24 protein-coding genes, 1 tRNA gene and 2 pseudogenes are annotated in these 25,741 nt (G+C 60.7%); 13 read left to right on the forward strand and 14 right to left on the reverse strand.

From position 1 onward, the window contains the following. Positions 1–5: 5 nt before the first annotated feature. From hemF to ACZ0BA_RS28050, 3 genes are read right to left on the reverse strand one after another with little or no spacing between them, the layout of a single operon-like run. Positions 6–920 (reverse strand): oxygen-dependent coproporphyrinogen oxidase, encoded by a 915-nt coding sequence (gene hemF / locus ACZ0BA_RS28040; protein ID WP_463454408.1) that lies wholly within the window; start codon positions 918–920, stop codon positions 6–8. A gap of 19 nt (positions 921–939) precedes the next feature. Next, on the reverse strand, positions 940–2,208 hold the full coding sequence (gene purD, locus ACZ0BA_RS28045) for a phosphoribosylamine--glycine ligase (protein WP_463454409.1): 1,269 nt from the start codon (positions 2,206–2,208) through the stop codon (positions 940–942). 6 nt (positions 2,209–2,214) lie between these two features. After that, on the reverse strand, positions 2,215–2,940 hold the full coding sequence (locus ACZ0BA_RS28050) for a YebC/PmpR family DNA-binding transcriptional regulator (RefSeq protein WP_090323197.1): 726 nt from the start codon (positions 2,938–2,940) through the stop codon (positions 2,215–2,217). A gap of 140 nt (positions 2,941–3,080) precedes the next feature. On the opposite strand from ACZ0BA_RS28050, the gene ACZ0BA_RS28055 reads away from it, so the two are divergent. From ACZ0BA_RS28055 to ACZ0BA_RS28070, 4 genes are all read left to right on the forward strand, one after another. Continuing rightward, positions 3,081–4,007: a DMT family transporter gene (locus tag ACZ0BA_RS28055; RefSeq protein ID WP_463454410.1), complete on the forward strand. Its 927-nt coding sequence runs from the start codon at positions 3,081–3,083 to the stop codon at positions 4,005–4,007. A 30-nt stretch (positions 4,008–4,037) separates the two neighbouring features. Continuing rightward, the gene (locus ACZ0BA_RS28060; protein WP_463454411.1) at positions 4,038–4,427 is read left to right on the forward strand and encodes a methylglyoxal synthase; all 390 of its coding nucleotides are present in this window, start codon (positions 4,038–4,040) and stop codon (positions 4,425–4,427) included. Positions 4,428–4,518: 91 nt separating this feature from the next. Beyond that, positions 4,519–5,493, forward strand: a complete 975-nt coding sequence (locus ACZ0BA_RS28065) for a quinone oxidoreductase family protein (RefSeq protein ID WP_463454412.1) — start codon at positions 4,519–4,521, stop codon at positions 5,491–5,493. After that, on the forward strand, positions 5,490–5,987 hold the full coding sequence (locus tag ACZ0BA_RS28070) for a DUF6328 family protein (RefSeq protein WP_463454413.1): 498 nt from the start codon (positions 5,490–5,492) through the stop codon (positions 5,985–5,987). Before ACZ0BA_RS28065 ends, ACZ0BA_RS28070 begins: the two co-directional genes overlap by 4 nt. Before the next feature lie 25 nt (positions 5,988–6,012). Here ACZ0BA_RS28070 and ACZ0BA_RS28075 read toward each other — a convergent pair whose 3' ends face one another. Then, the gene (locus ACZ0BA_RS28075) at positions 6,013–8,790 is read right to left on the reverse strand and encodes a hybrid sensor histidine kinase/response regulator (protein ID WP_463454414.1); all 2,778 of its coding nucleotides are present in this window, start codon (positions 8,788–8,790) and stop codon (positions 6,013–6,015) included. A gap of 234 nt (positions 8,791–9,024) precedes the next feature. On the opposite strand from ACZ0BA_RS28075, the gene ACZ0BA_RS28080 reads away from it, so the two are divergent. After that, positions 9,025–9,204 (forward strand): CsbD family protein, encoded by a 180-nt coding sequence (locus ACZ0BA_RS28080; RefSeq protein ID WP_463454415.1) that lies wholly within the window; start codon positions 9,025–9,027, stop codon positions 9,202–9,204. Positions 9,205–9,313: 109 nt separating this feature from the next. On the opposite strand, the gene ACZ0BA_RS28085 is transcribed toward ACZ0BA_RS28080, so the two are convergent. After that, positions 9,314–10,000 (reverse strand): DUF4136 domain-containing protein, encoded by a 687-nt coding sequence (locus ACZ0BA_RS28085; RefSeq protein WP_463454416.1) that lies wholly within the window; start codon positions 9,998–10,000, stop codon positions 9,314–9,316. Between the two features lie 232 nt (positions 10,001–10,232). Here ACZ0BA_RS28085 and pepN point away from each other — a divergent pair, with 232 nt between their 5' ends. The 3 genes from pepN (at position 10,233) to ACZ0BA_RS28100 (ending at position 14,138) form a co-directional block, all read left to right on the forward strand. After that, positions 10,233–12,902 carry an aminopeptidase N gene (gene pepN / locus ACZ0BA_RS28090; RefSeq protein WP_463454417.1) on the forward strand — a complete coding sequence of 890 codons (2,670 nt, stop codon included), beginning with the start codon at positions 10,233–10,235 and terminating at the stop codon, positions 12,900–12,902. Positions 12,903–12,942: 40 nt separating this feature from the next. Beyond that, the gene (locus ACZ0BA_RS28095; protein WP_463454418.1) at positions 12,943–13,944 is read left to right on the forward strand and encodes a class 1 fructose-bisphosphatase; all 1,002 of its coding nucleotides are present in this window, start codon (positions 12,943–12,945) and stop codon (positions 13,942–13,944) included. A 118-nt stretch (positions 13,945–14,062) separates the two neighbouring features. Further along, positions 14,063–14,138 (forward strand) — tRNA-Thr (locus tag ACZ0BA_RS28100). Between the two features lie 159 nt (positions 14,139–14,297). Here the strand turns inward: ACZ0BA_RS28100 and ACZ0BA_RS28105 are convergent. The 7 genes and pseudogenes from ACZ0BA_RS28105 to ACZ0BA_RS28135 all read right to left on the reverse strand — a co-directional run bounded on the left by ACZ0BA_RS28105 (position 14,298) and on the right by ACZ0BA_RS28135 (position 20,328). Beyond that, complete coding sequence (locus tag ACZ0BA_RS28105) at positions 14,298–14,498, reverse strand: type II toxin-antitoxin system RelE/ParE family toxin (RefSeq protein ID WP_463454419.1); 201 nt, start codon at positions 14,496–14,498, stop codon at positions 14,298–14,300. A gap of 47 nt (positions 14,499–14,545) precedes the next feature. Then, positions 14,546–14,746, reverse strand: coding sequence for a type II toxin-antitoxin system RelB family antitoxin (gene relB / locus ACZ0BA_RS28110; protein ID WP_463454420.1), 201 nt, complete (start codon positions 14,744–14,746; stop codon positions 14,546–14,548). A 611-nt stretch (positions 14,747–15,357) separates the two neighbouring features. Beyond that, positions 15,358–16,647 carry a hypothetical protein gene (locus ACZ0BA_RS28115; protein ID WP_463454421.1) on the reverse strand — a complete coding sequence of 430 codons (1,290 nt, stop codon included), beginning with the start codon at positions 16,645–16,647 and terminating at the stop codon, positions 15,358–15,360. A gap of 148 nt (positions 16,648–16,795) precedes the next feature. Then, positions 16,796–17,266: a hypothetical protein gene (locus tag ACZ0BA_RS28120; protein WP_463454422.1), complete on the reverse strand. Its 471-nt coding sequence runs from the start codon at positions 17,264–17,266 to the stop codon at positions 16,796–16,798. 345 nt (positions 17,267–17,611) lie between these two features. Then, positions 17,612–18,370: a DUF899 domain-containing protein gene (locus ACZ0BA_RS28125; protein ID WP_463454423.1), complete on the reverse strand. Its 759-nt coding sequence runs from the start codon at positions 18,368–18,370 to the stop codon at positions 17,612–17,614. Between the two features lie 22 nt (positions 18,371–18,392). Next, positions 18,393–19,061: pseudogene (locus tag ACZ0BA_RS28130) on the reverse strand (NHL repeat-containing protein). A gap of 46 nt (positions 19,062–19,107) precedes the next feature. Next, positions 19,108–20,328: pseudogene (locus tag ACZ0BA_RS28135) on the reverse strand (helix-turn-helix domain-containing protein). 102 nt (positions 20,329–20,430) lie between these two features. Here ACZ0BA_RS28135 and ACZ0BA_RS28140 point away from each other — a divergent pair. Beyond that, positions 20,431–20,823, forward strand: coding sequence for a VOC family protein (locus ACZ0BA_RS28140; RefSeq protein ID WP_463454424.1), 393 nt, complete (start codon positions 20,431–20,433; stop codon positions 20,821–20,823). Positions 20,824–20,952: 129 nt separating this feature from the next. After that, complete coding sequence (locus ACZ0BA_RS28145; RefSeq protein WP_463454425.1) at positions 20,953–21,642, forward strand: hypothetical protein; 690 nt, start codon at positions 20,953–20,955, stop codon at positions 21,640–21,642. A gap of 107 nt (positions 21,643–21,749) precedes the next feature. Here ACZ0BA_RS28145 and ACZ0BA_RS28150 read toward each other — a convergent pair whose 3' ends face one another. Both ACZ0BA_RS28150 and ACZ0BA_RS28155 read right to left on the reverse strand, forming a co-directional pair. After that, on the reverse strand, positions 21,750–21,938 hold the full coding sequence (locus ACZ0BA_RS28150; protein WP_463454426.1) for a hypothetical protein: 189 nt from the start codon (positions 21,936–21,938) through the stop codon (positions 21,750–21,752). 104 nt (positions 21,939–22,042) lie between these two features. Then, a complete protein-coding gene (locus tag ACZ0BA_RS28155; protein ID WP_463454427.1) occupies positions 22,043–22,453 on the reverse strand; it encodes a response regulator in 411 nt (136 codons plus the stop codon). Between the two features lie 250 nt (positions 22,454–22,703). On the opposite strand from ACZ0BA_RS28155, the gene msrA reads away from it, so the two are divergent. From msrA to ACZ0BA_RS28170, 3 genes are all read left to right on the forward strand, one after another. Next, a complete protein-coding gene (gene msrA, locus ACZ0BA_RS28160; RefSeq protein WP_463454428.1) occupies positions 22,704–23,207 on the forward strand; it encodes a peptide-methionine (S)-S-oxide reductase MsrA in 504 nt (167 codons plus the stop codon). A gap of 139 nt (positions 23,208–23,346) precedes the next feature. Then, a complete protein-coding gene (locus tag ACZ0BA_RS28165) occupies positions 23,347–23,742 on the forward strand; it encodes a DUF1842 domain-containing protein (RefSeq protein ID WP_463454429.1) in 396 nt (131 codons plus the stop codon). Positions 23,743–24,055: 313 nt separating this feature from the next. Beyond that, complete coding sequence (locus ACZ0BA_RS28170) at positions 24,056–25,738, forward strand: glycosyl hydrolase family 18 protein (RefSeq protein ID WP_463454430.1); 1,683 nt, start codon at positions 24,056–24,058, stop codon at positions 25,736–25,738. Positions 25,739–25,741 lie beyond the last annotated feature (3 nt).

The raw sequence follows: 25,741 nt of genomic DNA on the forward strand, positions 1-25,741 counted from the left end.
CTGTGTCACGCGGCCAGCCAGTCGCGGTGCGGCAGGAAGTCGGTGTACAGCGCCGCTTCCGGGGTGCCGTCTTCCGGTTCCCAGCGGTAGCGCCATTTGACGATGGGCGGCATCGACATCAGGATCGCTTCGGTGCGGCCGCCCGACTGCAGGCCGAACAGGGTACCACGGTCGAACACCAGGTTGAACTCGACGTAGCGGCCGCGCCGGTACGCCTGGAAATCGCGTTCGCGCTCGCCGTACGGCGTGTCCTTGCGGCGTTCCAGGATCGGCAGGTAGGCCGTCAGGAACGAGTTGCCGACGCTTTGCATCAGCGCGAAGCTCCGGTCGAAGCCTTCTTCGTTCAAATCGTCGAAGAAGATGCCGCCGACGCCGCGCGCCTCCTTGCGGTGCTTCAGGTAGAAATACTCGTCGCACCACTTCTTGTAGCGCGCGTGCAGGTCGTCGCCGAACGGCGCCAGCGCGTCGTGGCAGCTTTGGTGGAAGTGTTTGACGTCTTGCTTGTCGCCGTAATAGGGCGTCAGGTCCATGCCGCCGCCGAACCACCATGCCGGCTCGCCGTTCACCGTGGTGGTGGTGAAGAAGCGCACGTTCATGTGCACCGTCGGCGCGTATGGATTGCGCGGATGGATCACCAGCGACACGCCCATCGCTTCCCACGGGTTGCCGCCCAAATCCGGACGCACCGCCGACGCCGACGGCGGCAGCCTGGCGCCCATCACATGCGAGAAATTGACGCCACCGCGTTCGATGACGTTGCCTTCCTCGACCAGCCGCGAGATCCCGCCGCCGCCCTCGGGACGTTCCCACTCGTCGCGCAGGAAGGCCTTGCCATCGAGCGCTTCGAGCGCTTCGATGATGCGGGCCTGCAGATCGAGCAGGAAGGCCTTGACGGCCGCTGGATTCGGAGCGGACAGCATATGGATCAGTGCTTCGGCATTAGTGCTTCAAGCCGCGCCAGCCGATGTCGCGGCGGCACTGCATGCCTTCGAAGGAGATCTGGTCGACCACCTCGTAGGCCTGCTTTTGCGCCAGCTTGACGCTGTCGGCCAGGCCGACCACGCACAGCACGCGGCCGCCGGTAACCTGCAGCTGGCCGCCCACTTCGGCGGTGCCGGCGTGGTAGGTCACCGATTCCGGCGTTTCGGCCGGGATGCCTTCGATCACGGCGCCCTTCAGCGGCGCGTCCGGGTAGCCGGCCGCTGCCAGCACCACGCCAACGGCGGTGCGGCGGTCCCATTCCAGTTCGACCGTGTCGAGCGTGCCGTTGACGGCGTGTTCCATCACCGTCACCAGGTCGGTCTTCAGGCGCGACATGATCGGCTGCGTTTCCGGGTCGCCCATGCGGCAGTTGAATTCCAGGGTGCGCGGATTGCCGGCGGCGTCGATCATCAGGCCGGCGTACAGGAAGCCGGTGAAGACGATGCCGTCCTTCGCCATGCCGGCGATGGTCGGGTTAATAATCTCGCGCATCACGCGGGCGTGCATCGCCGGCGTGACGATCGGCGCGGGCGAGTAGGCGCCCATGCCGCCGGTGTTCGGGCCTTCGTCGTTGTCCTTGAGGCGCTTGTGATCCTGGCTGGTGGCCAGCGGCAGCACGTTTTTGCCGTCGCACATGACGATGAAGCTCGCTTCCTCGCCGGCCAGGAATTCCTCGATGACGATGCGCGCGCCGGCGTCGCCGAAGCGGTTATCGGCCAGCATGTCGTCGACCGCCTGGTGCGCTTCTTCCAGCGACATCGCCACCACCACGCCTTTGCCCGCGGCCAGGCCGTCGGCCTTGATGACGATCGGCGCGCCGTTGGCGTCGATGTAGGCGTGCGCTTGCGCCACGTCCGAGAAGGTCTGGTATTTGGCGGTCGGGATGCCGTGGCGCTGCATGAACGCCTTGGCGAAGTCCTTCGACGACTCCAGCTGCGCCGCTTCTTTCGTTGGGCCGAACACCTTCAGGCCACGGGCGCGGAACAGGTTGACGATGCCGCCGGCCAGCGGGGTTTCCGGGCCGACCACGGTCAGGCTGATGTGCTCTTGCTCGACGAAGGTCGCCAGTTCGTGCAGATCGGTGATGTTGATGTTGACCAGGCGCGAATCGCGCGCGGTGCCGCCGTTGCCGGGGGCGACGTAGACCATCTGGATGCGTTCCGATTGCGCCAGTTTCCATGCCAGCGCGTGTTCACGGCCGCCGGAGCCGACTACCAATATTTTCATAAATCCTCAGTCTTCGATCAGCGTGTTGGAATAGACTTCCTGGACATCGTCCAGCGCTTCCAACGCGTCCAGCAGTTTTTGCATCTTGACGGCGTTATCGCCGGTGATCACGGTTTCGGTGGCCGGCTTCATGATGATCTCGGCCACTTCGGCCTTGAAACCGGCCGCTTCCAGCGCATCCTTGACGGTCGCGAAGTCGTGCGGGCCGCACAGCACTTCGAAGCCGCCTTCTTCGTCCGCCACCACGTCTTCGGCGCCGGCTTCCAGCGCCACTTCCATCAGCGCGTCCTCGTTGGTGCCGGGCGCGAACAGGAACTGGCCGCAATGCTTGAACATGAAGGCCACCGAGCCCTCGTTGCCCATGTTACCGCCGTTTTTGTTGAAGGCGTTCCTCACTTCGGCCACGGTGCGCACGCGGTTGTCGGTCATGCAGTCGACAATGATCGCCGCGCCGCCGATGCCGTAGCCCTCGTAGCGCACTTCCTCGTAGGCCGCGCCGTCCTCGCCGCCGGTGCCGCGGGTGATCGCGCGTTGCACGTTATCCTTCGGCATATTGGCGTCGGCCGCCTTGTCCACCGCCAGGCGAAGGCGCGGATTGGTCTGGATATCGCCGCCGCCCATGCGCGCGGCCACGGTGATTTCCTTGATCAGACGTGTCCAGATCTTGCCACGTTTGGCGTCGGTAGCGGCCTTTTTGTGCTTGATATTGGCCCATTTGCTGTGTCCAGCCATGTTCAGTCTTCCTTCGGCGCGGTTTTGTTCGGGGTTGGCGATAGTCGTTGCTATGCGGTGAGGGCGGTATTTTAACATAAGGCAGGGCGCCGAAACCGCCGCCCTCTGCGGCCGTGGCGGTTTGGCCTTACAATCGTGGGATGGACAAAAGCATAACGAATGTGAACCCCGATGGCAGCTCGCCGCGCGCGGCCTACCTGGGCGGCCTGGGAATCGCCATCGGCGGCGCGGTGCTGTTCTCGACCAAGGCCATCGTCGCCAAGCTGCTGTACCGTTATGACCTCGACGCCGTCACCGTGCTGGCGTTCCGCATGATCTTTTCGCTGCCGGTGTTCGCCGCCGTCGCCGTCTGGAAGATGCGCACCGGCGCGCCGCTGTCGACCGGCGACCGCTGGCGCCTGATCGGCCTGGGGCTGGTCGGCTACTATTTATCCAGTTTCCTCGATTTTCTGGGTCTGCAATACATCACGGTCGGCCTTGAGCGGCTGATTTTGTTCCTGACGCCGACCTTCGTGCTGCTGATCAGCTCCACCCTGCTCAAGCAGCACATCAGCGGCAAGCAGTGGCTGGCGCTGCTGACCTCCTATTGCGGCATCGTGTTCGTGTTCCTGCACGATCTGGATAATGGCGGCAGCAACGTGGCGCTGGGCGCAACCCTGGTGACGGGATCGGCGGCCGCCTACGCCGTCTATCTGCTGCTGTCGGGCGAGATGGTCAAGCGGCTCGGCGCGCTGCGGCTGGTGTCGTACGCGATGTGCGTCTCCAGCGTGGCCTGCATCGCCCAGTTCTTCATCCTGCGGCCGGTCTCCGGACTGGTGCAGCCGGTGCAGGTGTACGGGCTGTCGCTGGTCAACGGCATCCTGTGCACGGTGATGCCGGTGTTTATGACGATGGCCGCCGTCGAGCGCATCGGCGCCGGCGCCGCCTCGCAGGCGGGCATGATCGGCCCCGTGTCCACCCTGTTTCTGGGCGCGCTGCTGTTGGGCGAGCCCGTCACGTCCTGGCAACTGGCCGGCACCGCGCTGGTGATCGCCGGGATATATCTGCTGTCCAAAAGTAAAAAATAAACTGGATAAACCATATACATGGATAACGTTATGAAAACCCGCATCGCCCTGATTGCCCACGACAAGAAAAAAGACGACATGATTTTGCTGGCGGGCCAGTACCGCGCTTTCCTGTCGACCTGCGACCTGGTCGCCACCGGCACCACCGGCGGGCGCTTGATCAACGAGCTGGGGCTGGAAGTGGACCGCAAGCATTCGGGCCCGTTCGGCGGGGATTTGCAGATCGGGGCGCTGCTGGTGGAGGGCGGGATCGATTGCGTGATCTTCCTGCGCGATCCGATGACGCCGCAGCCGCACGAGCCGGACATCAATGCGCTGGTGCGGGCGTGCGACGTGCACAACACGCCGTGCGCGACGAATGTGTCGTCTGCGCATTTGGTGTTGTCGCAGTTGCAGTCGATCGCCGCCGCCGGTCATTAACATTTCACAGTGTTTCAGTCGCGTGTGGCCCAAGTTGTATTCGGCGCTACACTGTGGCTCTTGAGTAATGGAAGCAGTGAGGGAGACAGCGATGACCAAGGCAATTCGTATCAACCGCGTCGGCGGCCCGGAAGTGATGGAACTGGTGGACGTGGACCTGGGGCCGCCCGGTCCCGGCGAGGCGCAAGTGCGCCACGGCGCCATCGGCTTGAACTTCATCGACGTCTATTTCCGCACCGGCCTGTATCCGCAGCCGCTGCCGGGCGGCCTGGGCATGGAAGGCGCCGGCACCGTCGAGGCGGTGGGCGAGGGCGTGACCGAAGTGAAGGTCGGCGACCGCGTGGCTTATGCCGGACGGCCGAACGGCGCCTACGCCGAGGCGCGCAACATGCCGGCGTCACAGTTGCTGGTGCTGCCGGAGAAAATCGGCTTCGACACCGCCGCCGCCATGATGCTGCAAGGCTTGACGGTGCAGTACCTGCTGCATCGCACCGTGCACCTGAAGGCCGGCGATACCATCCTGTTCCACGCGGCGGCCGGCGGTGTCGGCCTGATCGCCTGCCAGTGGGCCAAGGTGCTGGGCGTGACCCTGATCGGCACCGTCGGCTCGGACGAAAAGGCGGCGCTGGCGACCGAAAACGGCGCCGACCACGTGATCAACTACAACCGCGAGAACTTCACCGAGCGGGTACGCGAGATCACCGGCGGCAAGGGCGTCTGCGCGGTGTACGACTCGATCGGCAAGGATACCTTTACCGCTTCGCTGGACTGCCTGGCGCCGCTCGGCACCATGGTCAGCTTCGGCAACGCATCCGGACCGGTGCCGCCGTTCGCGCTGAGCGAGCTGGCCAACCGTGGCTCGTTGTTTGTCACGCGGCCGTCGCTGGCTGCGTACATGGCCACGCGCGAGGATCTGGAGTCGGCGGCCAAGTCATTGTTCGGCGTCGTCAACAGCGGTGCGGTGAAGATCGACGTGCGCCAGCGTTATAACCTTGCCGACGTCGCCCAGGCGCACATCGATCTCGAAGCGCGCAAGACGACCGGCTCGACCATCATCCTGCCATGAGCGGCAGTCTGTTCGAGGAGGACAAGGTCAAGGGCAAGCAGCTGCGCGACGAGGAAGAGGAGGACGACGGCGATTTCTCCGACATGCTGAGTGAAATGCGCATCCTGCTGCCTGGCGCGCAGATGTTGTCGGCCTTCCTGATCATCCTGCCGTTCAACGCCGGTTTCGCGCATATCGACCATACGGAAAAGCTGCTGTTCCTGGCGACTTTCTTCCTTGCGCTGACCAGCCTCGTGCTGCTGAGCGCACCGGCGATCCAGCACCGTTTGATGCGCCCGTTGAAGGACAGGGGGCGCTTCAAGCGGGTGGCGACCAAGCAGATCGTGGCCGGCTCATTCGCGCTGGCGATCGCGCTGGTGCTCGGCACGGACCTGGTGATTTCCGAGGTGTTCGGTTCCACCGTGGGCATGGCGATGGCCGGCATCATGGCGGGGTTGATCGCCATCGTGTGGTGGTTGATGCCGATGTATCTGAAGCGGCATGCCGGCGTTTAAACCCCGGCGCCGCAGCGTGTTCCCTTCAACCCAGCGCGCTTTCCAGCTGCGCGAAGTTGAACGGCTTTAGCAGGAACTTGGCCGAGGCATCCGACAGGCCCGCGTTGTCCTTGTCATGTCCGCTGACAAACACGATATCCAGATCGGGCTGCTCGGCCCGCGCCTGCGCCGCCAAATCGATGCCCGACATGCGGGGCAGGCTGATATCGGTCAGCAGCACATCGATGTCTCCGCGCGCCATGCGCTGCAGGGCCTCCTCGGCCGATCCCACCGCGTCGACAGTGTGCCCCAGCGTTTCCAGCAGCTCGGCCGTCAGCATGCGCGCATCCTCGTTGTCCTCCACCAGCAGGATAGTGCGGCGGCGCGTGTTACCTGCCGATGTCGGCGCCTCTTTTATGCTCGACCTTTCGCGGTGCAGCGATTCCACGTGCTGGCGGTTGGCGAACATGAAACGGATCTTGCGCGCCAAATCCTCGCGCCGGTACGGTTTGCTCAGCAACTCCACCCCGGCGTCGAGCCGGCCGCCATGCACGATGGCATTTTGGGTGTAGCCGGAGGTGAACAGAATCTCCAGACCCGGCAGTATCGCCTTGGCTCGGCGCGCCAGGTCCGGGCTGCGCAACTCGCCCGGCATGACCACATCGGTAAACAAGAGATCGATCGGCAGGCCGCTGTCGATGATCGACAGCGCGCTTTGACCGTCGGAGGCCTTGAGCACCGTGTAGCCGAGGCCCTTGAGGATCTCGACCACCGTTTCCTGTACCTGCAAGTCGTCCTCGACCACCAGCACGGTTTCGTTGCCGCCGACGACCGGACCGTTGAGCGCCGCCGGCAAGGCTTCGAGCTCCGCCATCGAACGCGGCAGGTACAGCTTGAACGTGGTGCCGTGGCCGACTTCGCTGTAGACCTTGATGTGGCCGCCGCTTTGCTTGATGAAGCCGTAGGCCATGCTCAGCCCCAGGCCGGTGCCTTCGCCTTCGCGCTTGGTGGTGAAGAACGGTTCGAATATCTTGTCGGCAAGATCAGACGGGATGCCGCAGCCCGTGTCGGAGACGGCCAGCATGATGTACTGGCCCGCGCACACTTCCGGATGGCCGGCGCAATAGGTGGCGTCCAGCTCCGCGTTGCGCAGCTCGATCGTCAGTTTGCCCTGGCCGTCCATGGCGTCGCGGGCGTTGATCGCCAGGTTGAGCAGGACGTTTTCCAGCTGGTTCGGGTCGATCAGCGTGTGCCACAGGTCGTTGTCGACCGCCAGTTCGACCGCGACCGATTCGCCGATCGCCCGTTGCAGCAGATCGTCCATCGCGCCGAGCAGCTCGCGCAGGTCGGCCACCACCGGTTTGAGCGGATGGCGGCGGGCGAACGACAGCAATTGCGAGGCCAACCGCGCGCCGCGTTCGACCGCGACCGCCGCCGTGGTCAGCCGCTTCAAGGTTGCCGGATCGTCGCCGGCCGACAACTGCAGCAGCTGCAAATTGCCGGAGATGATCTGCAGCACATTGTTGAAGTCGTGCGCGACGCCGCCGGTCAGCTTGCCGATCGATTCGAGCTTTTGCGCCTGCAACAGGGCCGATTCGGTTTCCCGCAGCGCGTCGGCCGCGCGTTTTTCGTCGGTGATGTCGCGCCCGACCGCGTGGATCAGGTCGATGTCCGGCACGGCCGTCCAGGAAATGTCGCGCCACGATCCGTCCGCCCGGCGGTAGCGGTTTTCAAAGCGCAAGGTCGTCAGGCCGCTGGCGAGCCGGCCCACTTCGTTCAACGTGGCGGCCTGGTCGTCCGGATGCACCAGGGTCATGAAGTCGCGGCCGATGATGGCTGGCGCCTCGTAGCCGAGGATGGAGGTCCAGGCCGGATTGATCGAAACGATCTCGGCGTTGAAATCGGCCACCAGCATCAAATCGGTGGAAAGGCGCCACATGCGGTCGCGGTCGGCCGCTTGCTGGTTGATCCGGTGCTCCAGCACCGAGACCGATTCGTGTTGCTTGCGGTAGGCGTCGCGCAGCGCCTCGGCGTCGCGCGCGCGGCCGGTGACGTCGGAGATGAGGCCGGTCAGGTGGTTGTCGTAACCCGGTTGTAAATAGCGGCTGCCACGCATGTGCACCCAGTGGATGGTGGCGTCGGGCCAGATGACGCGGAACTCCAGGTCCAGGCCGACGGTGTCGGTCTGCGCCGATTGCACGGCGGCGACGACGCTGGTGCGGTCGGCCGCGTGCACCCGCGAGAGCAGATGCTCGAGGCGCCAGCCGGTGGTGCCGTCGTCGAGGCCGAAACATTGTCCGAAGTGCGCGTTGAAGGTGATGCAGCCGGAGATGACGTCCAGGTCCCACTCGCCGTAGCGCGCCACTTCCAGCGCAAAGCGCAGTTTGGTGGCCAGCTTGCGTTCGCGCTCTTCGGCCTCGCGTTGCTGGGTGATGTCGCGCGAGATCGACAGCAGGCCTTGCAGCGAACCGTCGCTGCCGAGCAGGGGGCTGACGACCACGTCCCACCACTTGGGCGCGCCCTTGGCGGTGGGGCAGAAGGCCTTGAAGTGGCCGATGCTGCCGGCGCGGGCGCTTGTCACCGCCTGCTGGACTTGCTCCCGGGTCGCTTCCGGCCACAGGCTGGACCACATCGCCCCGCACACGGCGCCAAAGTCATCGATCTCCATCACGCACTGGCCGTTGACGTTCATCGCCAGCAGGCTGCCATCGACGCCAAGGATCTTGACGCAGTCGGGGCTGTTCTCGAATATCGACAGGTGGGCTTGCTGACGCAAGGCGTCGGTACCCGCCGCTGTCGGTGCGGTGTGATCGTGTGTTTCCATAAAGCTCCAAAGGCCGAGGCGTGTTTCGCGGTAAAAAATTGTGCGGTCTCGCGGGGGCTGGGCCAGTGGCACGCTCGCAGTGTACATCAGCGCACACAAGGGACGCCGTCTTGTTGAGTAAAAAAAGTCAAGGATGCAAGTTTGGTACGCGAGCGTACAGATGAGTTACCTCAGCTTGGTTATTCTGTGTCTCAAGCCAAGCCATTCCGGTTTGCACCAATCAGGAGCAATATCATGAACAAAGACCAAATCGAAGGCAAACTGAAAAACATCGGCGGCAAGATTCAGGAAGAAGTCGGCGATCTGATCGACTCGCCAGAGCAGGAAGCCAAAGGCCTGAACAAGCAAGTCGAAGGTAAAGTACAAGAGAAAGTCGGCGACGTGAAAGAAGCCGCCCGCATCGTCACCAAGTAATTCTTGGCTGCGGTAAGAAAAAGCCCCTGTGTGCCAATGCACACAGGGGCTTTTTAGTTGGTGCGAAAAGTTAAAACCCGGTAATGATCGCCGGGTTTTTTCGTTCCTGTCAGCGCGCTGGCGCCGCTTGTCCCGCCACCGCCGCCGGTGCTTCCACCGTCTGGGTGGTCGGATCAATCTTCAGGTCCACCCGGCGCGGCACGCCGCTCTGGCCGGGGAAGCCGGTGAACGCGCTTTGCACCAGCGCCGGCATCACATACGGCGTGGCCTGGATCAGGCTGGTGTTCTGCACCGTCACGTCGTACAGCTTGCGGCCGGTGGTCGTGTTGATGGTCACGCGCAACTGGCGCTGGTACTGGTGCTTGATCCGTTCTTCGATGCGCATCGAGTTGAAGCGGAACGGGTCATAGAAATACGGACGATAGCCCCAGCGCGAATAGCCCCAGCCGTAACGGCCGTAGCCCGGACCCCAGTACGGGCCCATGAACGGGTCGTCCGCTTCCAGCACGCGCACCGGATGGTCGATGGTCACGTATTTCATGCCCACCAGCAATTTCGGCTGCTGGCCCTCGGCGGCCTGGCGGAAGCCCAGCTTGCCCAGTTCGTTGTTAACCAGGACCTGGTAGCTGCGGTATTCGAGCGTGTCGTCAGCCCCTTGTGGCGCTTCGAATGCATAAGTTTTGTCCGGCAGGTCGGTCGGCCAGTCGTTGAAGGCGGTGACGTCGCTGCGGATGGTAGTGGCGCAGCCGCTCAACAGCATGACGGCGGCAGTCGCCAGGATGGCGAGATATTTCATGGTGTAGCCCTCTCAGGTCGGACGGTATGATCCAGTACTAAAGTTTACGCCGGGCGCGCAGACGTCGCACGATTATTACAGATTGTTACGGCGGCGTGGAGACAAGCAACTTATTAATGACAACTTATTCGCTCCACCGTCGCTATCGCAGTGTCCGCTGTCGGCAATTCGCACGTCCGCCGGCGCTGGTATTGGTAAAATAGACTTTTGCCTACGTCCCCCCAGAGCCCCCATGCGCACAGATAGCAGCCCCACGACGATATATCGCAAAGATTACACCCCTCCGGCGTTCCTGGTCGAGACGGTTGAACTGGGTTTCGATCTCGACCCCGACCGTACCGTGGTGGCCAATCGCATCACCATGCGCCACAACCCGGCGAGCCAAAGCCAGGACATCGTGTTGCATGGCGAGGAGATCGAACTGGTGCAGCTGCGCATGAATGGTAAAGCGCTGGCGCCCACCGAATACAAGCTCGACGGTTCGGGCCTGACGATCAAGAAAGCCCCGGCAACAGGCGAGGTGGTGCTGGAAATCGAAACGCTGTGCGCGCCGGTGCAAAACACCACGCTGTCGGGGTTGTACGTATCGAACGGCAACTTCTTCACGCAATGCGAGGCCGAGGGCTTCCGCCGCATCACCTATTTCCCGGATCGTCCGGACGTGATGGCCAAGTACACCGTCATGTTGCGCGCCGACAAGGCCACCTATCCGGTGCTGCTGTCGAACGGTAACTTGCTGGAAGAGGGCGACCTCGGCGACGGCCGTCACTACGCCAAATGGGAAGACCCGTTCAAGAAGCCGTCCTACCTGTTCGCGCTGGTGGCCGCGCGGCTGGTGTGCCAGGAGGAGAAGTACACGCTCAATTCCGGCCGCGAAGTGCTGCTGCAGGTGTGGGTGGAGGAGGGCAACCTCGACAAAACCGACTACGCCATGCAATCGCTGAAGAATTCGATCCGCTGGGACGAGGAGCGCTTCGGCCTGGAGCTGGACCTGGACCGCTTCATGATCGTCGCCGTGGGCGACTTCAACATGGGCGCGATGGAGAACAAGGGCCTCAACATCTTCAACACCAAGTTCGTGCTGGCCAATCCGCGCGTGGCGACCGACGTCGATTACGCCGGCATCGAGGCGGTGGTGGGCCACGAGTACTTCCACAACTGGACCGGCAACCGCGTGACGTGCCGCGACTGGTTCCAGCTGTCGCTGAAGGAAGGCCTGACCGTGTTCCGCGACCAGGAGTTCAGCGCCGACATGATCGGCACCGACAGCGGCCGCGCCGTTACGCGCATCGACCAGGTGCGCACCTTGCGCCAGGCGCAGTTCCCCGAGGACGCAGGTCCGATGGCGCACCCGGTGCGTCCGGACTCCTTCGTCGAGATCAACAACTTCTACACGGTGACCGTGTACGAAAAGGGCGCCGAAGTGGTGCGCATGTACCAGACCCTGTTGGGCCGCGAAGGCTTCCGCAAGGGCATGGACCTGTACTTCGAGCGGCATGACGGCCAAGCCGTCACCTGCGACGACTTCCGCGCCGCCATGGCCGATTCGAGCGGCCGCGATTTGCGCCAGTTCGAGCGCTGGTACAGCCAGGCCGGCACGCCGGTGGTCACCGCGCGCACCCGCTACGACGCCGTCAAGCGCAACTTCGACATCATCCTCAGCCAGCGCTGCGCGGCGTCTGCCGGACAGCCGGACAAGCTGCCGTTCCACATTCCGGTGGCGGTCGGCCTGCTGTCGGCCAGCGGCAAGGACCTGCCTTTGACCCTGGAGGGCGGCAAGCATGCGAAAGGTGCCACCACCGTCGTTCTGGAATTGACCGAGCAAGAGCAGATTTTCCGCTTCCGCAATGTCGACGAACGCCCGACGCCGTCGATCCTGCGCGACTTCTCGGCGCCGGTGGTGCTGGAATACGATTACACCGACGCCGAACTGCTGCACCTGTTCAACCATGACAGCGATCCGGTCAACCGCTGGGAAGCCGGCCAGCGCCTGGCGATGGCGCGCCTGCTCAAGCTGACCGCGCAAGTGGCTGCGGGCGGCAGCGACGCCAACCTGAAACTGGACGCCACCTTCATCACCGCCCAGCGCACCTTGCTGACCGACGACACGCTCGATCCGGCCTTCCGCGAACTGGCCTTGATCCTGCCGTCGGAAACCATCATAGCCGAGCAGATGGACGTCGTCGATCCACAAGCGATCCACACCGCGCGCCAGTTCATGCGCCGCACCATCGGCGCCGCGCTCAAGACCGAGCTGCTGGCGCAGTATCACGCCAACCAGACGCCCGGCGACTACAGCCCGGACGCGCTGTCGGCCGGCAAGCGCGCGTTGAAGAACCTGTGCCTGTCGTACCTGATGGTGGCGCCGGACATGGCGGAGCTCAAGCTCGCGCAGCAGCAGTTCGAAAAGGCCGGCAACATGACCGACCGCTCGGCCGCGCTGGTGGCGATGATCCACAGCGGCGCCGAAGCGGGCCCGTATCTGAAGAACTTCTACGAAGACTTCGAAAGCGAAGCGCTGGTCATCGACAAATGGTTCGCCATGCAAGCCGCCGCGCCGACCACCAACGTCGCAGGCGTGCGCAAGTTGATGCAGCATCCGGCCTTCAACTTGAAGAATCCGAACCGGGCGCGTAGTTTGATCTTCAACTTCACCAGCGGCAATCCGTCGCAGTTCCACGCCGCCGACGGCAGCGCCTACGAATTCTGGGCCGAGTACGTGATCAAGCTCGACGCCATCAACCCGCAGGTCGCCGCACGGCTGGCGCGCGGCATGGACCGCTGGCGCCGATACGCTCCGGCGCTGCAGGCCAAGATGAAGCGCGCGCTGGAAAAGGTCGCGGCCCGCGCCAAGCTCTCCAACGACGTGCTTGAAGTGGTGACCAAGGCGCTCGCCAACTAATAACGATTTAAACGATTTATATTTCATCACAAGGGAAACCATGAAACGCATCAGCCTCACTCAATACCTGGTCGAAGAACAGCGCCAGAACAACACGATCCCGGCCGAACTGCGTCTGCTGATCGAAGTGGTCGCACGCGCGTGCAAGACCATCAGCCACGCCGTCGGCAAGGGCGCGCTGGGCGAAGTGCTCGGCACCGCCGACACCGAGAACGTCCAGGGCGAAGTGCAGAAGAAGCTCGACATCATCTCCAACGAGATCCTGCTCGAAGCGAATGAGTGGGGCGGCCACCTGGCGGCGATGGCGTCGGAAGAGATGGAAACCATCCACCCGATCCCGAACCGCTATCCGAAGGGCGAATACATGCTGACGTTCGACCCGCTGGACGGCTCGTCGAACATCGACGTCAACGTCTCGATCGGCACCATCTTCTCGGTGCTGAAGGCGCCCGAAGGCATGGGCGAGCCGACCGAGGAAGCGTTCATGCAGCCGGGTACCAAGCAGGTCGCCGCCGGCTACGCCGTGTACGGCCCGCAGACCATGCTGGTGCTCACCACCGGCAATGGCGTCAACTGCTTCACGCTGGACCGCGAAATGGGTTCGTGGGTGCTGACGCAGCGCGACATGAAGATCCCGGCCAAGACCAAGGAATTCGCCATCAACATGTCGAACGCGCGCCACTGGCACGCGCCGGTCAAGCGCTACGTCGACGAACTGCTGGAAGGCGAAAACGGCCCGCGCGGCACCAACTTCAACATGCGTTGGGTGGCCTCGATGGTCGCCGACGTGCACCGCATCCTGAACCGCGGCGGCATCTTCATGTACCCGGCCGACACGCGCGACACGTCGATGCCGGGCAAACTGCGCTTGATGTACGAGGCGAATCCGATGGCCTTCATCGTGGAGCAGGCGGGCGGCTCGGCCACCGACGGCACCCAGCGCATCATGGAGATCCAGCCGCACAAGCTGCACCAGCGCGTGCCGGTGTTCCTGGGATCGCGCGACGAGGTGGCGGTGGTGACCGGCTACCATCAGGGCTGATTAGGCGGTTTCTAGCCTGTTTCGCGCACAAAGCAATGACATTTTTGCAGCATGGCTAAAATTTATTGGTTTTAGGGCTAGCGTGCAGTAAGAAATATTTGTTAGAATGTGCGACTTCGCCGCTTTAGCTCAGTTGGTAGAGCAGTTCATTCGTAATGAAAAGGTCGCCAGTTCGATTCCGGCAAGCGGCACCAGAACACAGTAGTTTGCTGTACCAGAAGTCTAAAAACCCGCGTTCTCCTCTGGAGGCGCGGGTTTTTTGTTGTCTATGGTCGTTTGGCTGGATATCGCTGGCGGGAATGCAGTACCGACACGATTTCGATTACGTTTGGCAAAACGCGATACACGATCACTTAGTTGTGGTGCACAACGATCTCTTGGGTGACAGCGAGTCGTCCAACACGGTAGAGGTAGGGATGCTGCTGCAACTGTGATGTCGCGCGTTCGATATCGTCCTGCAGCTTGGAGCCGGCTACGTCATTGCGCTCCGCAATGTAGTTGATGATCGTAGCCAGGTTGACCCTGGCCTTAAGAAGCCACCGAACCTGAAGCATCCATCCTCCAGAAAATACAGTTTAGCGAACCTGTATTCATTCTGGCTTCACGATGCATCGCTCGATTTGTTCTTTCTCCGTTTGGACGCGATTAGCGCGCGCATTTCAGCCATGACCTGATCATGCGGGATGCTGGGACTCGGGTCATCGAGGGATGCCTGCACTTGCTCGCGGAACCAGCGATCGTAAGCGACCTCGTCTTCTGCAGTCGAAAATTCGGAGTCGATGGGAGGGAGCGGCGTTTTCATAGCCCCAAGATCACAACAGATCGTGACATAGTGCCGTCGGAATATTCCACCTATTCCACTGCCAGCGCATTGCGAAAAAGTAACCGGCGGCAGTGAAGGAGCGTAGAGTGTAAGCCATGAGTCGATGGGTATAGCCAATGTAGAAGTCGGCACCAATCACGGCGAACGCCGACAAGCCGCATAGCCTCTAGCCCGCCGAGAGTGGTGACGTAAATGCGGCGGTAACGGGAAAGTGTGACCTTCCTAAGTATAGAGGGTGCCTAGCCTCTTGCGTGAAGGACGTCAGGGGAAAGGCGGAGCGCGCCCTTGGCTGAGGTAATAACCGCCGCACCGAGCATCGGGACGGCTCGACCGCTTCGACTAAGAGCTTTACGAACAAGAGTGAATTCGCTATACCGCCGCTAAGCATAGCGCCGCATAGCCACGAAATAAGTGGGAAGCCATTGAGCTATTAGTGACGCCCAAAGTGATGCCATTATTTGCGAGGCGTGGTGTCTGCAGCATGCTCCCAGGTGATGAGGTCTTCGCCTCCAAGGCGCCGGTGACTTCTAACGCATGCGAACTTGAACTTAGTTAGCCGACACCGCACGCTAGCGCGCAAACAGTGCTAGCTATTTTTTAGAGAAATACTCCGCCAATTTCTCAAATGTAGGAATTTTATCGGCAATTTTTTCACTGATGGATTTCACTAATTCACTGTCTAGGGCGTGAGCAGCGGGGCTTACGGCTATCTTTTTTTCATAAAGACGAATAGGATTCTGTCCAAAGTTATCTATAGATATAGAAAGCAGCTGGCTCAGAAGCTCTTTATCAACGCCCATTGTTTCGGTTTTGAAGCCTTCAAAGGATAGCGCGGTAGCTTCTTTGAAAGCATAGTCTTCTCGAACCTTTTCTGTATAAGAATATCGAGAGCCACTAAAGTATCCTAACCATATTAACGGCGCTGTGAGTGGCAGCTCAAAAAGAAGATGAACGTAAATTTCGGTGCCTTTCACACTTTTTAACGTCGGTAAGATTACGGCTATACCGATCAAGAATAATCCAATCACAGATGCGACGAAGGTAATGCCCCAAATTATCATTGGTGTTTTCAGCGCTTTACGTCGCTCTTCAAAGGCTTTCGCCAGACCTGTTCGATTGGCTGCTGCGAGGGTTTTTTCAATGGTCTGAGCATGTCCGATTGCCTGTGTAGCTGCTTCGCCTAACTTCCCGTGGAGAATGTCTAATTTTTCCTTTTTTTTATCTAGTTGCCCTATAGATTCCGATACCGTTCCTAATGATTGCTTTGTCTTAATAATGAGGTCATCCAGTTCGCCGGATGTTGCGGAAATTTTTATTGCTAAAGTTTCCGTCTCCCCTCGTCGAACTCTCAGTAGGTCGACCGACCCTTCAAGAGAGGTGTGCAGCTCAGTTGCACGATTACGTAGAGCGGTTAGGTCGGTCTGTATAGCTAGGGTGTTACTTTGCTCCGCTGTAAGCGACATTGCTTTATTATACAATTCTTGTAGAGAATTCCTCTCCGTTTCGCTAAAGCTTTTTGGGTTAGCGTTGGGATACAGCCCCCTCTGCGTGAGAGTTGCTCTCCAACTGACTAATGTGGATACTATAGGTGGGATATGCCCTGCCGGATTTGATGGGATGTTTTGAAACCAACTTGTAAAGTTCGGGATATTCCCTTCTACATTGATTTCTGTATATAATGCATGTCGATCAAAACCATCAAAAACCCGTCCGTTTTTAATTTGACTTTCGAAGAACGAAATTTGGCTCTCCAGATAATTTTTTATATCAGATTTTTTAATACTTGGAAGTCCGTATTGTGCGATATCCTCGGGAATGTGAGCTTCATATGTATTCCATTGCCCCAGAATCTGATGAAATGCAAGAATTGCTTTTTCCATTACTTATACCCTAGTCGTCGATATTGTAATCGGTAAAATAATTTTATGAAATAAATTGATAAATATTTAAAAACGTATTTTCTTCGTAATCGAATTTAATTATCGTTTCTTTTTTCCTGCGGCGGAAGCGAATTATAACCGCTGCGTGTTAAGCCGCGATGGCTTCTTTAAGGGCATGAAGGGCTGGACGTAGCGATGTGAGCCATGAATTGTCTGACGAGTCAAATTTATGAACAAAAATATTCGCTGCGCCTAGATCAAATATTCCTCTGGCGGCAACGCCACTATGCAAAAGCATTAAAGTGGGCAATTTAAGCATAAGTGACATCGTCGCTTCAATCTGATTCCATTCGGTGGGTAGCGTAATAGGCGTCATTATCGGATCTTGTTTGATTGAACCTGTATGCGCAAATATCTGTGGTAGACCTAATACAACAGTGCAATGGCATTTCTTCATGAGTCTATGGACATCTTCGAATGGGCTCATCAACGGCGTATGACTCTTGCCAATAGTATTCGCTTGGAATCCCGTGTCCTCCAGAAGTTGATAAAAGTCCTTGAGCTTTTGCTCGATTGGTGGCGGGACCCAGTTGGGACGGGATACGAATATTTCTATCATTTTTCACCTGAGAAAGTATGTATATTCGCTTTAATCGACAGCGAGCTTTTGCAGACAGGATATCATCTTGTTCAGATGTAATGTCGAAAGATTGACGTCGTGATAAGTTCTGCTTGGACGCCGAGTGCTTTTTGTTTTTCTGGTGGGGCGTTGGGTTTATCTAGCCGGATGAGGCCGATGAAAGCGCACGAAAACAAGCCAAATTGGAGGCGAAGATGTGCAGCTTGCCGTTGGGCGACCTGCTCCCCGACTCAGCCAGCCGGTCGCCGGGTTCAGCCCGTGCAGGGCGCCAACCCCGGCAACCGCCAGCCACGGAAGCCAGTTCGACACGATCTGCGCTACCGCTCAGGCGCCCGCCGAACAGCACGAAGCCGCCGGTGTGGCCGCCGGCGCCGTCTCGTAACGGTCATGGTGGCGCACCCATTCCATCGGATACGATAGGCCGTCCTCATTGCGCCCCAGCGGCGTCAAATCGAGGAAGTTATAGGTATGCATCATCACTTCCAAGCCGCGTCGGTAGGTGGAGTAGGTGAGGTAGACGTGTCCTGCATCGTCCTTGTGGAACACGCTAATGCCCGGCGCGTCCGGATGTGGGAAGGGCTGCTGAACATAGTTGTAATAGACCGCGCCGCCGGCCATCTCCTCCGGCGTGAAGCTGACATGGAAGTCGTAGTTGAACTCGCTCTCGCCCGACGACACCCATGAAAATTGCCAGCCCATCCGCTTGCGCATGCGCTCCAGGTCGGCCAGAGGCGCGCGCGAGACCGCCACCACCGTCGTGTCGCGCTGCGCCAGATGCGCCAGCGCGCCGTTCGTGTGGTCGGCCATGTACGAACAACTCTTGAAGCCCTGTTCGGCACCCGGCGTGTACATGAAGTGTTGCGCCACGAGTTGCTGGCGGCCTTCGAACAGTTCGGCCAAGGTACGCGGGCCGGACGGCGTGTCGAACACGTAGTGCTTGTCGATGCGTATCCACGCCAGCGCGCGGCGTTCGCGGGCGACTTCGTCCTTCAAATGCGTCAATTTCTTTTCGCGTTCCAGCAGCGCCTTGCGTTGTGCCAGCCATTGGTCCGCCGAGACGACGGAGTGATGTGGTGTGTTCATGATCTGCTCCTTTGGAACTTGGTCAACGTGGGGATTGCGGACGGCGCACGGCGCGCACCTTGCCGCTGGACCGCCGCCGGCGTAGAACAGCTCGCCGCCATCGGATTCGAGTCCGCTGACATTGGCGCCGGGCGGCATGGCCAGACGCTCGGGCACGGCGCCGCTGGCCGGATCAACATGCACCAGTTCGCTTTCGTCGCCTTCCCAGGTGCCGTGCCACAGCTGGCCGTCGACCCAGGTCACGCCGGTGACGAAGCGGTTCGATTTGATGGTGGCAGGATCTTGCCGGTAGCCGGGTCGATCTGGTGGATCTTGCGGTCGCGGTACTGGCCGACCCGCAGGCTGCCCTCGGCCCACGCCGTGCCGGAGTCGTTGCCGTCGCCGGGCGCCGGGATCGACGCCACCACCTTGCCGCTAACGGGATCGATCTTGTCGATGCGCCGCTCGGCGATCTGGTATAGGTGGGTGCCGTCGAAAGCGGTGCGGCGTCGCAGGGGCAGGGCAGCGAGTCGGTCGGGTCGCCGCTGGCCGGGTGGAAGGCGATCAGGCGCTTGCCCGCGGCGGCCCACACGCGCTCGCCGTCGTGGGTGACGCCGGCGATGCTGTCCGTGTCGGGGAAAGGGCCGTATTCGCGCACGATCTCGGCCGGGCGCACTGTCGGCTCGGCGGGTTTGCTGGTTTTGCTGGTCATGGTGGTCTCCTGTGGAAGCGCCCTGGACCGGCGCCGCAAAAGCACTTTATGCCATCTGCGACGTGGCGGGGAGTAACAAGATTGTCGTGAATCCGGCCAGCGGCGGCGCCAACCAGCGCTGCGTTCGGGCGCGTCCGATGGAGCGCACCCGGCCGTCGGCGGCCAGATCGGCCAGTGCGCGCTGCACGGATCGCTGGCTGGCGTTCAGGGCCAGCGCCAGGCCCGAGGTCGACCAGGCGGTGCCGTCGGACAGCAGCGCGATCAGCGCGCCCTGTTCTCCTTCGATGGGCGGCGCCAGCAGCGCTACTTCGCGCCCGTCCAGCGGCTGCAGTACGAAACCGCGCGCCGTCGCTGCGATCCGCGCGAGCGGTGTGATCAGCGCGCGCAGGCGGCCGATCTCAACCCGCAGGCGGGCGCCGTGAGTCTCGTCCGGTTGGCGGGTGTTGAAGGCGCTGTCGATCAGCGCCTTGCGGTCGATGTCTCTGGGCCAGGCCTCGGCCAGCGCCCGTGCCAGCGCGAACAACACGGGACGGCGGGCCAGCGGGCGCCAGTGTGGGCCGGTGCCGATGCCACGGCGGCAGGCGTCGACCACCAATGCACCCGAGTCGAGCAGGTCAGCCACTTCGTGCAGCCGCAGCGCGTGCGTCTGGCCGGCGGACAGTCGGCGGGCCGCCGGATGCGTGAATGCGCCGCGCGCTTCTTCAACTCCGGCCAGCAGTGCCGGCAGCCGGGCGCGTTCGGCCGCCGCGTGCGCGCGGGCCAGCGCGGCGCGCGCGGGTGCGACGTTCAGGGAGCGCAGATCCAGTTCCGCCGATGCCAGCTCGGCCACGGCGGCCAGGGCCGGTGGCAGCGGGCAGCCGTTCAAGCGCGACAGTTGCGCTTGCGCTTCGTCGAGCCGCCCCAGCAGCAAAAGTTTGCGCACGGCGATGAGCCGCGCTTGCATGGCGTTGGCGTGGTCGGCGTGGGCTTCCAGTGTGGTCAGCGCGGCCGTCAGCGCGCGCGGCGTGCCGCTCAAATCGCGCACGGCCAGCGCCACTTCCGCCTCGGCCACCACGCAGCGGGCGCGCTCCAGCTACTCGTGCGCGCCGAAGCCACGGGCGGCGCGCTTGAGCAGTTCGCGCGCGCGCTGGTGCTCACCGAGCTGAGCCATGGCGATGCCGCGCAACGCCAACGCCGGCGGGTCGTCGCGCAAGGCGACGTGCTTGAGGGCGCCGAGGGCGTCGCCGCCGGCAAGGGCCCGCACGGAGGCGGCTATCAAGGAGTCCATGGGCAGAGCATACACGCGCCGCCATTGATTTCGCCGAATCGGTCAAGGTACACTAACTGCGGCGCATCGCCTCGCGACGCCATCAAACTAAAGGACTACAAAATGTTCAGTCATGTGATGATTGGTTCGAATGATATCGAGCGCTCCAAACGCTTTTACGATGCGGTGCTTGGCGTGCTGGGCGCGGGGGAACCGTTCCGCAATGCGGCGGCTACCGGCCATGAGCGGCTTTTTTATCGGCACGAAGGAAATACCTTCGTCATTACCCAGCCGATCAATGGCGAGCAGGCGAGTTGCGCGAACGGCGGCACGATTGGGTTCAAATGCAACTCTCCCGAGCAGGTGAAGGAGTTTCATGACGTCGCTGTCGCGCACGGCGGCACGTCGTGTGAAGAGCCGCCAGGCTTGCGAGACGGCAGCTTGGGGGCGATGCATCTGGCGTATGTTCGCGATCCCGACGGCAACAAGCTGTGCGCGTTGTATCGCGTTAAATAGCTGGCCCTATCCGCCACCGCGCCGATTTGACGCTTCCATACTCTCAGATCGCTAGTGTTAAGTGCGCACCCATCCGCCCAAATAATGTAAGATCATTTTGATAACTTACATCACTAGGGAGAATACCGGATGAAACGTAATGCCATCATAGGCGCCATGATTGTGGCCGCAGCGCTTGCCGCTTGCAAAAAACATGAGAAGGTCGAGGAGGTGCCCGTTGTCGCCGCGCCTGTTCCCGTCACCGCGCCCGACCCCGCCAACGCTGGCAAAGTTCCCCCCGCCGAGCTGACCGATGAACAGCGCGAGATGGCCAAGAAGCAGGCGCTGTTGGCCTACGGCGTGATGGAGGACAAATACATCAACGATCCGCGCGCGCAGTGGGCGACGGACGCCAAGGCCAGTTCGGTCTTTGGCGATCAGGAAGGCAAGACGCCGTCCGATTCGAACTTGGCCAAGAATGCCGTCGGTCCGAGCGATGGCAACACGTGGACCAACAACCATATCGATCAGGGTTTCGACTGGCTCGAGGCCACTTTCGCGACCCCGGTCAATGCCACCGAAGTGCGCTTCGTGTTGCCCGCCGGGCAGGGCGTGGAAGCAATCAACAAGGTCGAGCTGCAGGACACCGACGGCAAGTGGAATACCGTGTGGGAGGGCGTGAGCGATGTGAAGAAAGACGATCGCGGCAACCGTACCTGGTTCGTGAAGACGTTTAACAAGACGTCTTACAAGGCGAAAGCTGTGAAGGTGACTTACGCTAACAACTTGCAGCATGACTATAAGGTCATCGATGCGGTGCAGTTGGTGGGGGATAAGTAACGCTTGATCGGACTTGAGCCGCGACGGCGCTTGCTTGGCGGATTACGCTACGCTAATCCGCCCTGCGTGATTTAGATTCATTCGTCGGACGTCGGTCGTCGGGCGCGTTATAGGCGATCGGCGGCGCGGCGCTTGTCGGGCTCGTTGAGCACGCGGGCGATGACCGGTAGCGGGACGCCGGCGTCTTCCAAGAAAAGGGCGGCGGCTTCGCGGCCATCGGTCTCGAGCATGGCGATGCCGGCGTGGACGGCAATGGCCTTGGCGCGGTCGGGTCGGGAACGTCGTTCTATCATCATGAGGCCTCCTGTCGTTAAGAAGACAGTATCACAAAAGCAATGGCCTTGCGCGCACTCGCCACGCTGCGCGACGCGCCCTGCGTGGCAGCTGGTTACTCTCGCTTTTACGCTGACTTGCGCGCAAAGCTGGCGCGCATGTCGCACGCGCAGCCGATGGCGCGCAGGATTTCTTCCATGCCGGCCGGTTTGGTGATGTGCTGGTCGAAGCCGGCGTCGTGCGTGCGCTGCCGCGTGCCTTTGTCGCCCCAGGCCGTGAAAGCGACCAGCGCGAGATCGGCAAATTCCGGCTGGGCGCGCAAGGCAGCCGCGACCTGAAATCCGTCCATGCCCGGCATGCCCAGATCCAGCAGGATGACGTCGGGCGCGAAGTCCTTCGCGCTCTGCAATCCCTGGGGGCCGCCGTAGGCGACGGCGGTTTGGTAGCCATACAGGCTGAGCAACTCGGATGCCACGTCGGCCGCCTCGCTGTTGTCGTCGATAATGAGTATGCGTTTGGGGGAATTGGACTGGTCCATGATGTCGATCGAAAAAGTGGGCAACTGAAGCGTTGCGTCTTTCGGCTGGGGCCAGGCCGGGTATGATTGCGCGTGCGATGAATCTGGGCACGGCGGTCAGGAAAAGGATTGCCTTCCTGAATTAAATTATACGGCCAAACCAGTATATAAAGGTAGGGTATTTAACATTTCTGTGCGGTTAACTCGGTTTATTTCTTGAATAATTGCATACGTGTCACCAACTTAGGTGCAGATCTAATATCGAAAAGGAATGATCATGACGATTGAGAAAGCTATTCTGGCCGGCGGTTGTTTTTGGGGCATGCAGGATTTGATACGCAAAATGCCTGGCGTTGAAAGCACGCGCGTCGGTTATAGCGGTGGCGATGTGCCCAATGCGACTTATCGCAATCACGGCACCCATGCCGAGGCGATCGAGATTAATTTCGATCCGTCGGTGATCAGCTATCGCCAAATCCTGGAGTTCTTTTTCCAGATTCACGACCCAAGCACCACCAACCGCCAGGGCAACGATGTTGGCATGAGTTATCGCTCCGCTATTTTCTATGTCGATGAGCAACAAAAGGCGACGGCCGAAGATACCATCGCCGATGTGAACGCGTCCGGTTTGTGGCCCGGCAAGGTGGTGACGGAGCTGTCGCCGGCGGGGGCGTTCTGGGAAGCGGAACCGGAACATCAGGATTATCTGGAACGCATTCCGAACGGCTACACCTGCCACTATGTCCGTCCGGATTGGCGTCTGCCGAAACGCTGACCGTATCCAGGTTTCATTTATATCCATAAAAGTGCTTTAAAAACAGCGGCTTAAAAATCGGAAGGTATACGGAAGGTGGTGTTGCCAGTTGGTCGATACAGTGCGTCCATGCACTTGCGACCACCTGGAGAAAAACATCATGAGTCAATTATTTACCGCCGTTTATGAAGTCAACAGCGCCGTCGATGGCGGTCCGACCCTGAGACTGAACCTGGTCGTCGACGGGCGCAACGATAGTGTCGTCGGCCACGTGCAGCTCGACGATTTCTCCGGCGCGAACAAGGCGATCTCGGTGCGCGGCCATCACGTGGAAATCGACGGCGATCAGCCGATGCAGGCCATCGTGCTGGCAGGTACGCCGACTATTTTTCCATGCCAGGATGAATACCCAAGTGCTTTCCAATTGCTGATGGTGTTGCCGACCGCGTGGAAGGATGGGCAGGTTTGCTACAAAATGAGTTTTGGTAAAAACTCGCCACGCGTTCTCGAAATACACGACGGTATTGCGCGGGCGGTTTTGCAAGTCTCGCATTAATTCGGGTTTTATTTATACCCGCTCCCGTACCACTTTTTTATCGTGCCAAATTGGTACTCGCCGATTAACAAATTGTTTAGTTGCGGATACCATATTGGCAGTTTCATGCTCGCATAAGGTGACTCGCCATTTTCGTTAGCGAGTGCTCACTCTCCATGGCCTGATCGCTATCCCTTATTACTTCAAAGACTGTTCTCTACCTGCAACTGGTATTGGAGTGGATGCAATTTTCAAAACCACTTGACTACCAATTCCTCCGGTTCCATGCTGAGAAAACAAAAAAAGCATAGATTACCCACCCGAAGGAGAGATGATGGAACATGCAGTGAAGGGGAATGCGGCCGTGATGGGCCTGATCGCCGGCATGCTGGCGGCTTGCGGCGGGGGCAGTGACAGCCCCGCTTCCGATTCATCGAACAGATTGCTGGCTGCGGTGCAAACCGCGGCAGCCGTCGCAGATAGTTGTCCGGCCTGGTCCTCCACCGCGATCTACACGGTCGACATGTGCGTGACCTACAACGGCGCGATCTACAAGACCAAGTGGTGGACCCAGAATAACGTGCCGGGAACGGAGGAGTGGGGGCCATGGGTTTTGCAGACCGCCACACCAACGCCGACGCCTACTCCCACGCCGACGCCTACCCCGACACCTACGCCAACGCCGACTCCAACGCCCACGCCCACTCCAACGCCTATCCCGGGCGGACGTGAAATCGGCTCCTACTTCGCGCAATGGGGCGTTTATGGCCGCAACTACGAAGTGGCCGACATCCACACCACCAAAACACCGGTCAACGGCGTGCAGACCAGCGTCGCCGACCAGCTCACCTTCATCAACTACGCCTTCGCCAATACCTACGCCAAGAACGGCGGCTATGAATGCGACATGGTGACCAAGGCCGAAACCGGAGGATCGAATCCCAACTCGGCGGACGCCGGGACCGGCGGCGACGCCTACGCCGATTATCAGCGTTCGCCGGCGCGCACCGTCAACGGCCAGGCCGTGCCATGGGATGCGCCACTGAGTGGCAATTTCCTGCAACTGAAGCTGCTCAAGGCCGCACATCCGAACCTGAAGGTCTTCATCTCGCTCGGCGGCTGGAGCTGGTCGAAGAACTTCTCGGCCGCCGCCAAAACCGACGCCTTGCGCAAACAGCTGGCCAGGTCCTGCGTGAAGATGTTCATTGCCGGCGACTTGCCGGTGCAGGATGGACGCGGCGGCGCGGGCGCGGCCAAGGGTGTCTTCGACGGTATCGACATCGACTGGGAATACCCGGGCGGTGGCGGGCAGACGTACAACACGGTCGATACGGTCAACGACAAGCACAATTTCACCTTGCTGATGGCGGAATTCCGCGCGCAGCTCGATGCGCAGGGCGCCATCGACGGCAAGCGTTATGCGCTGACGGCGGCCATCGGCGCGGGCGGCGAGAAGATCGCCCAGACCGAGCCGGCGCTGTACGGCCAGTACATGGACTGGGTCAATCTGATGACCTACGACTTCCACGGCGGCTGGGAATCGACCACCAACTTCCACGCGCCGCTGTACCACGATCCGGCCGATCCATCGACCGGCAATCTGGCCAAGTACAACAGCCACGATTCGATCACCGCGCTGGTGGCCGCCGGTATGCCGCGCAATAAGATCCTGCTCGGCGTGCCGTTCTACGGACGCGGATGGAAGGGCGTGGCCGCTGGCCCGAACGGCAACGGCCTGTATCAAAGCACCGGTGGGGCGGCGGCCGGCGCCTACGAGGCCGGCATCGACGACTACAAGGTGCTGATTAACAAAACCGGATCGCGCTGGTATCATCCGGTGACCAAACAGCTGTACCTCTACACCGGCAGCGGTGAGTGGTGGAGCTACGATGACCCCACCGTGATCGCGACCAAGATGCAGTATGTGCGCGACCAAAACCTGCGCGGCGCCTTCTCCTGGGAATTGGACGGCGACGCCAACGGCGCCCTGACCAACGCCGTCTGGATAGGACGTTAAACG

The sequence above is a fragment of the Duganella sp. AC917 genome (assembly GCF_979258245.1).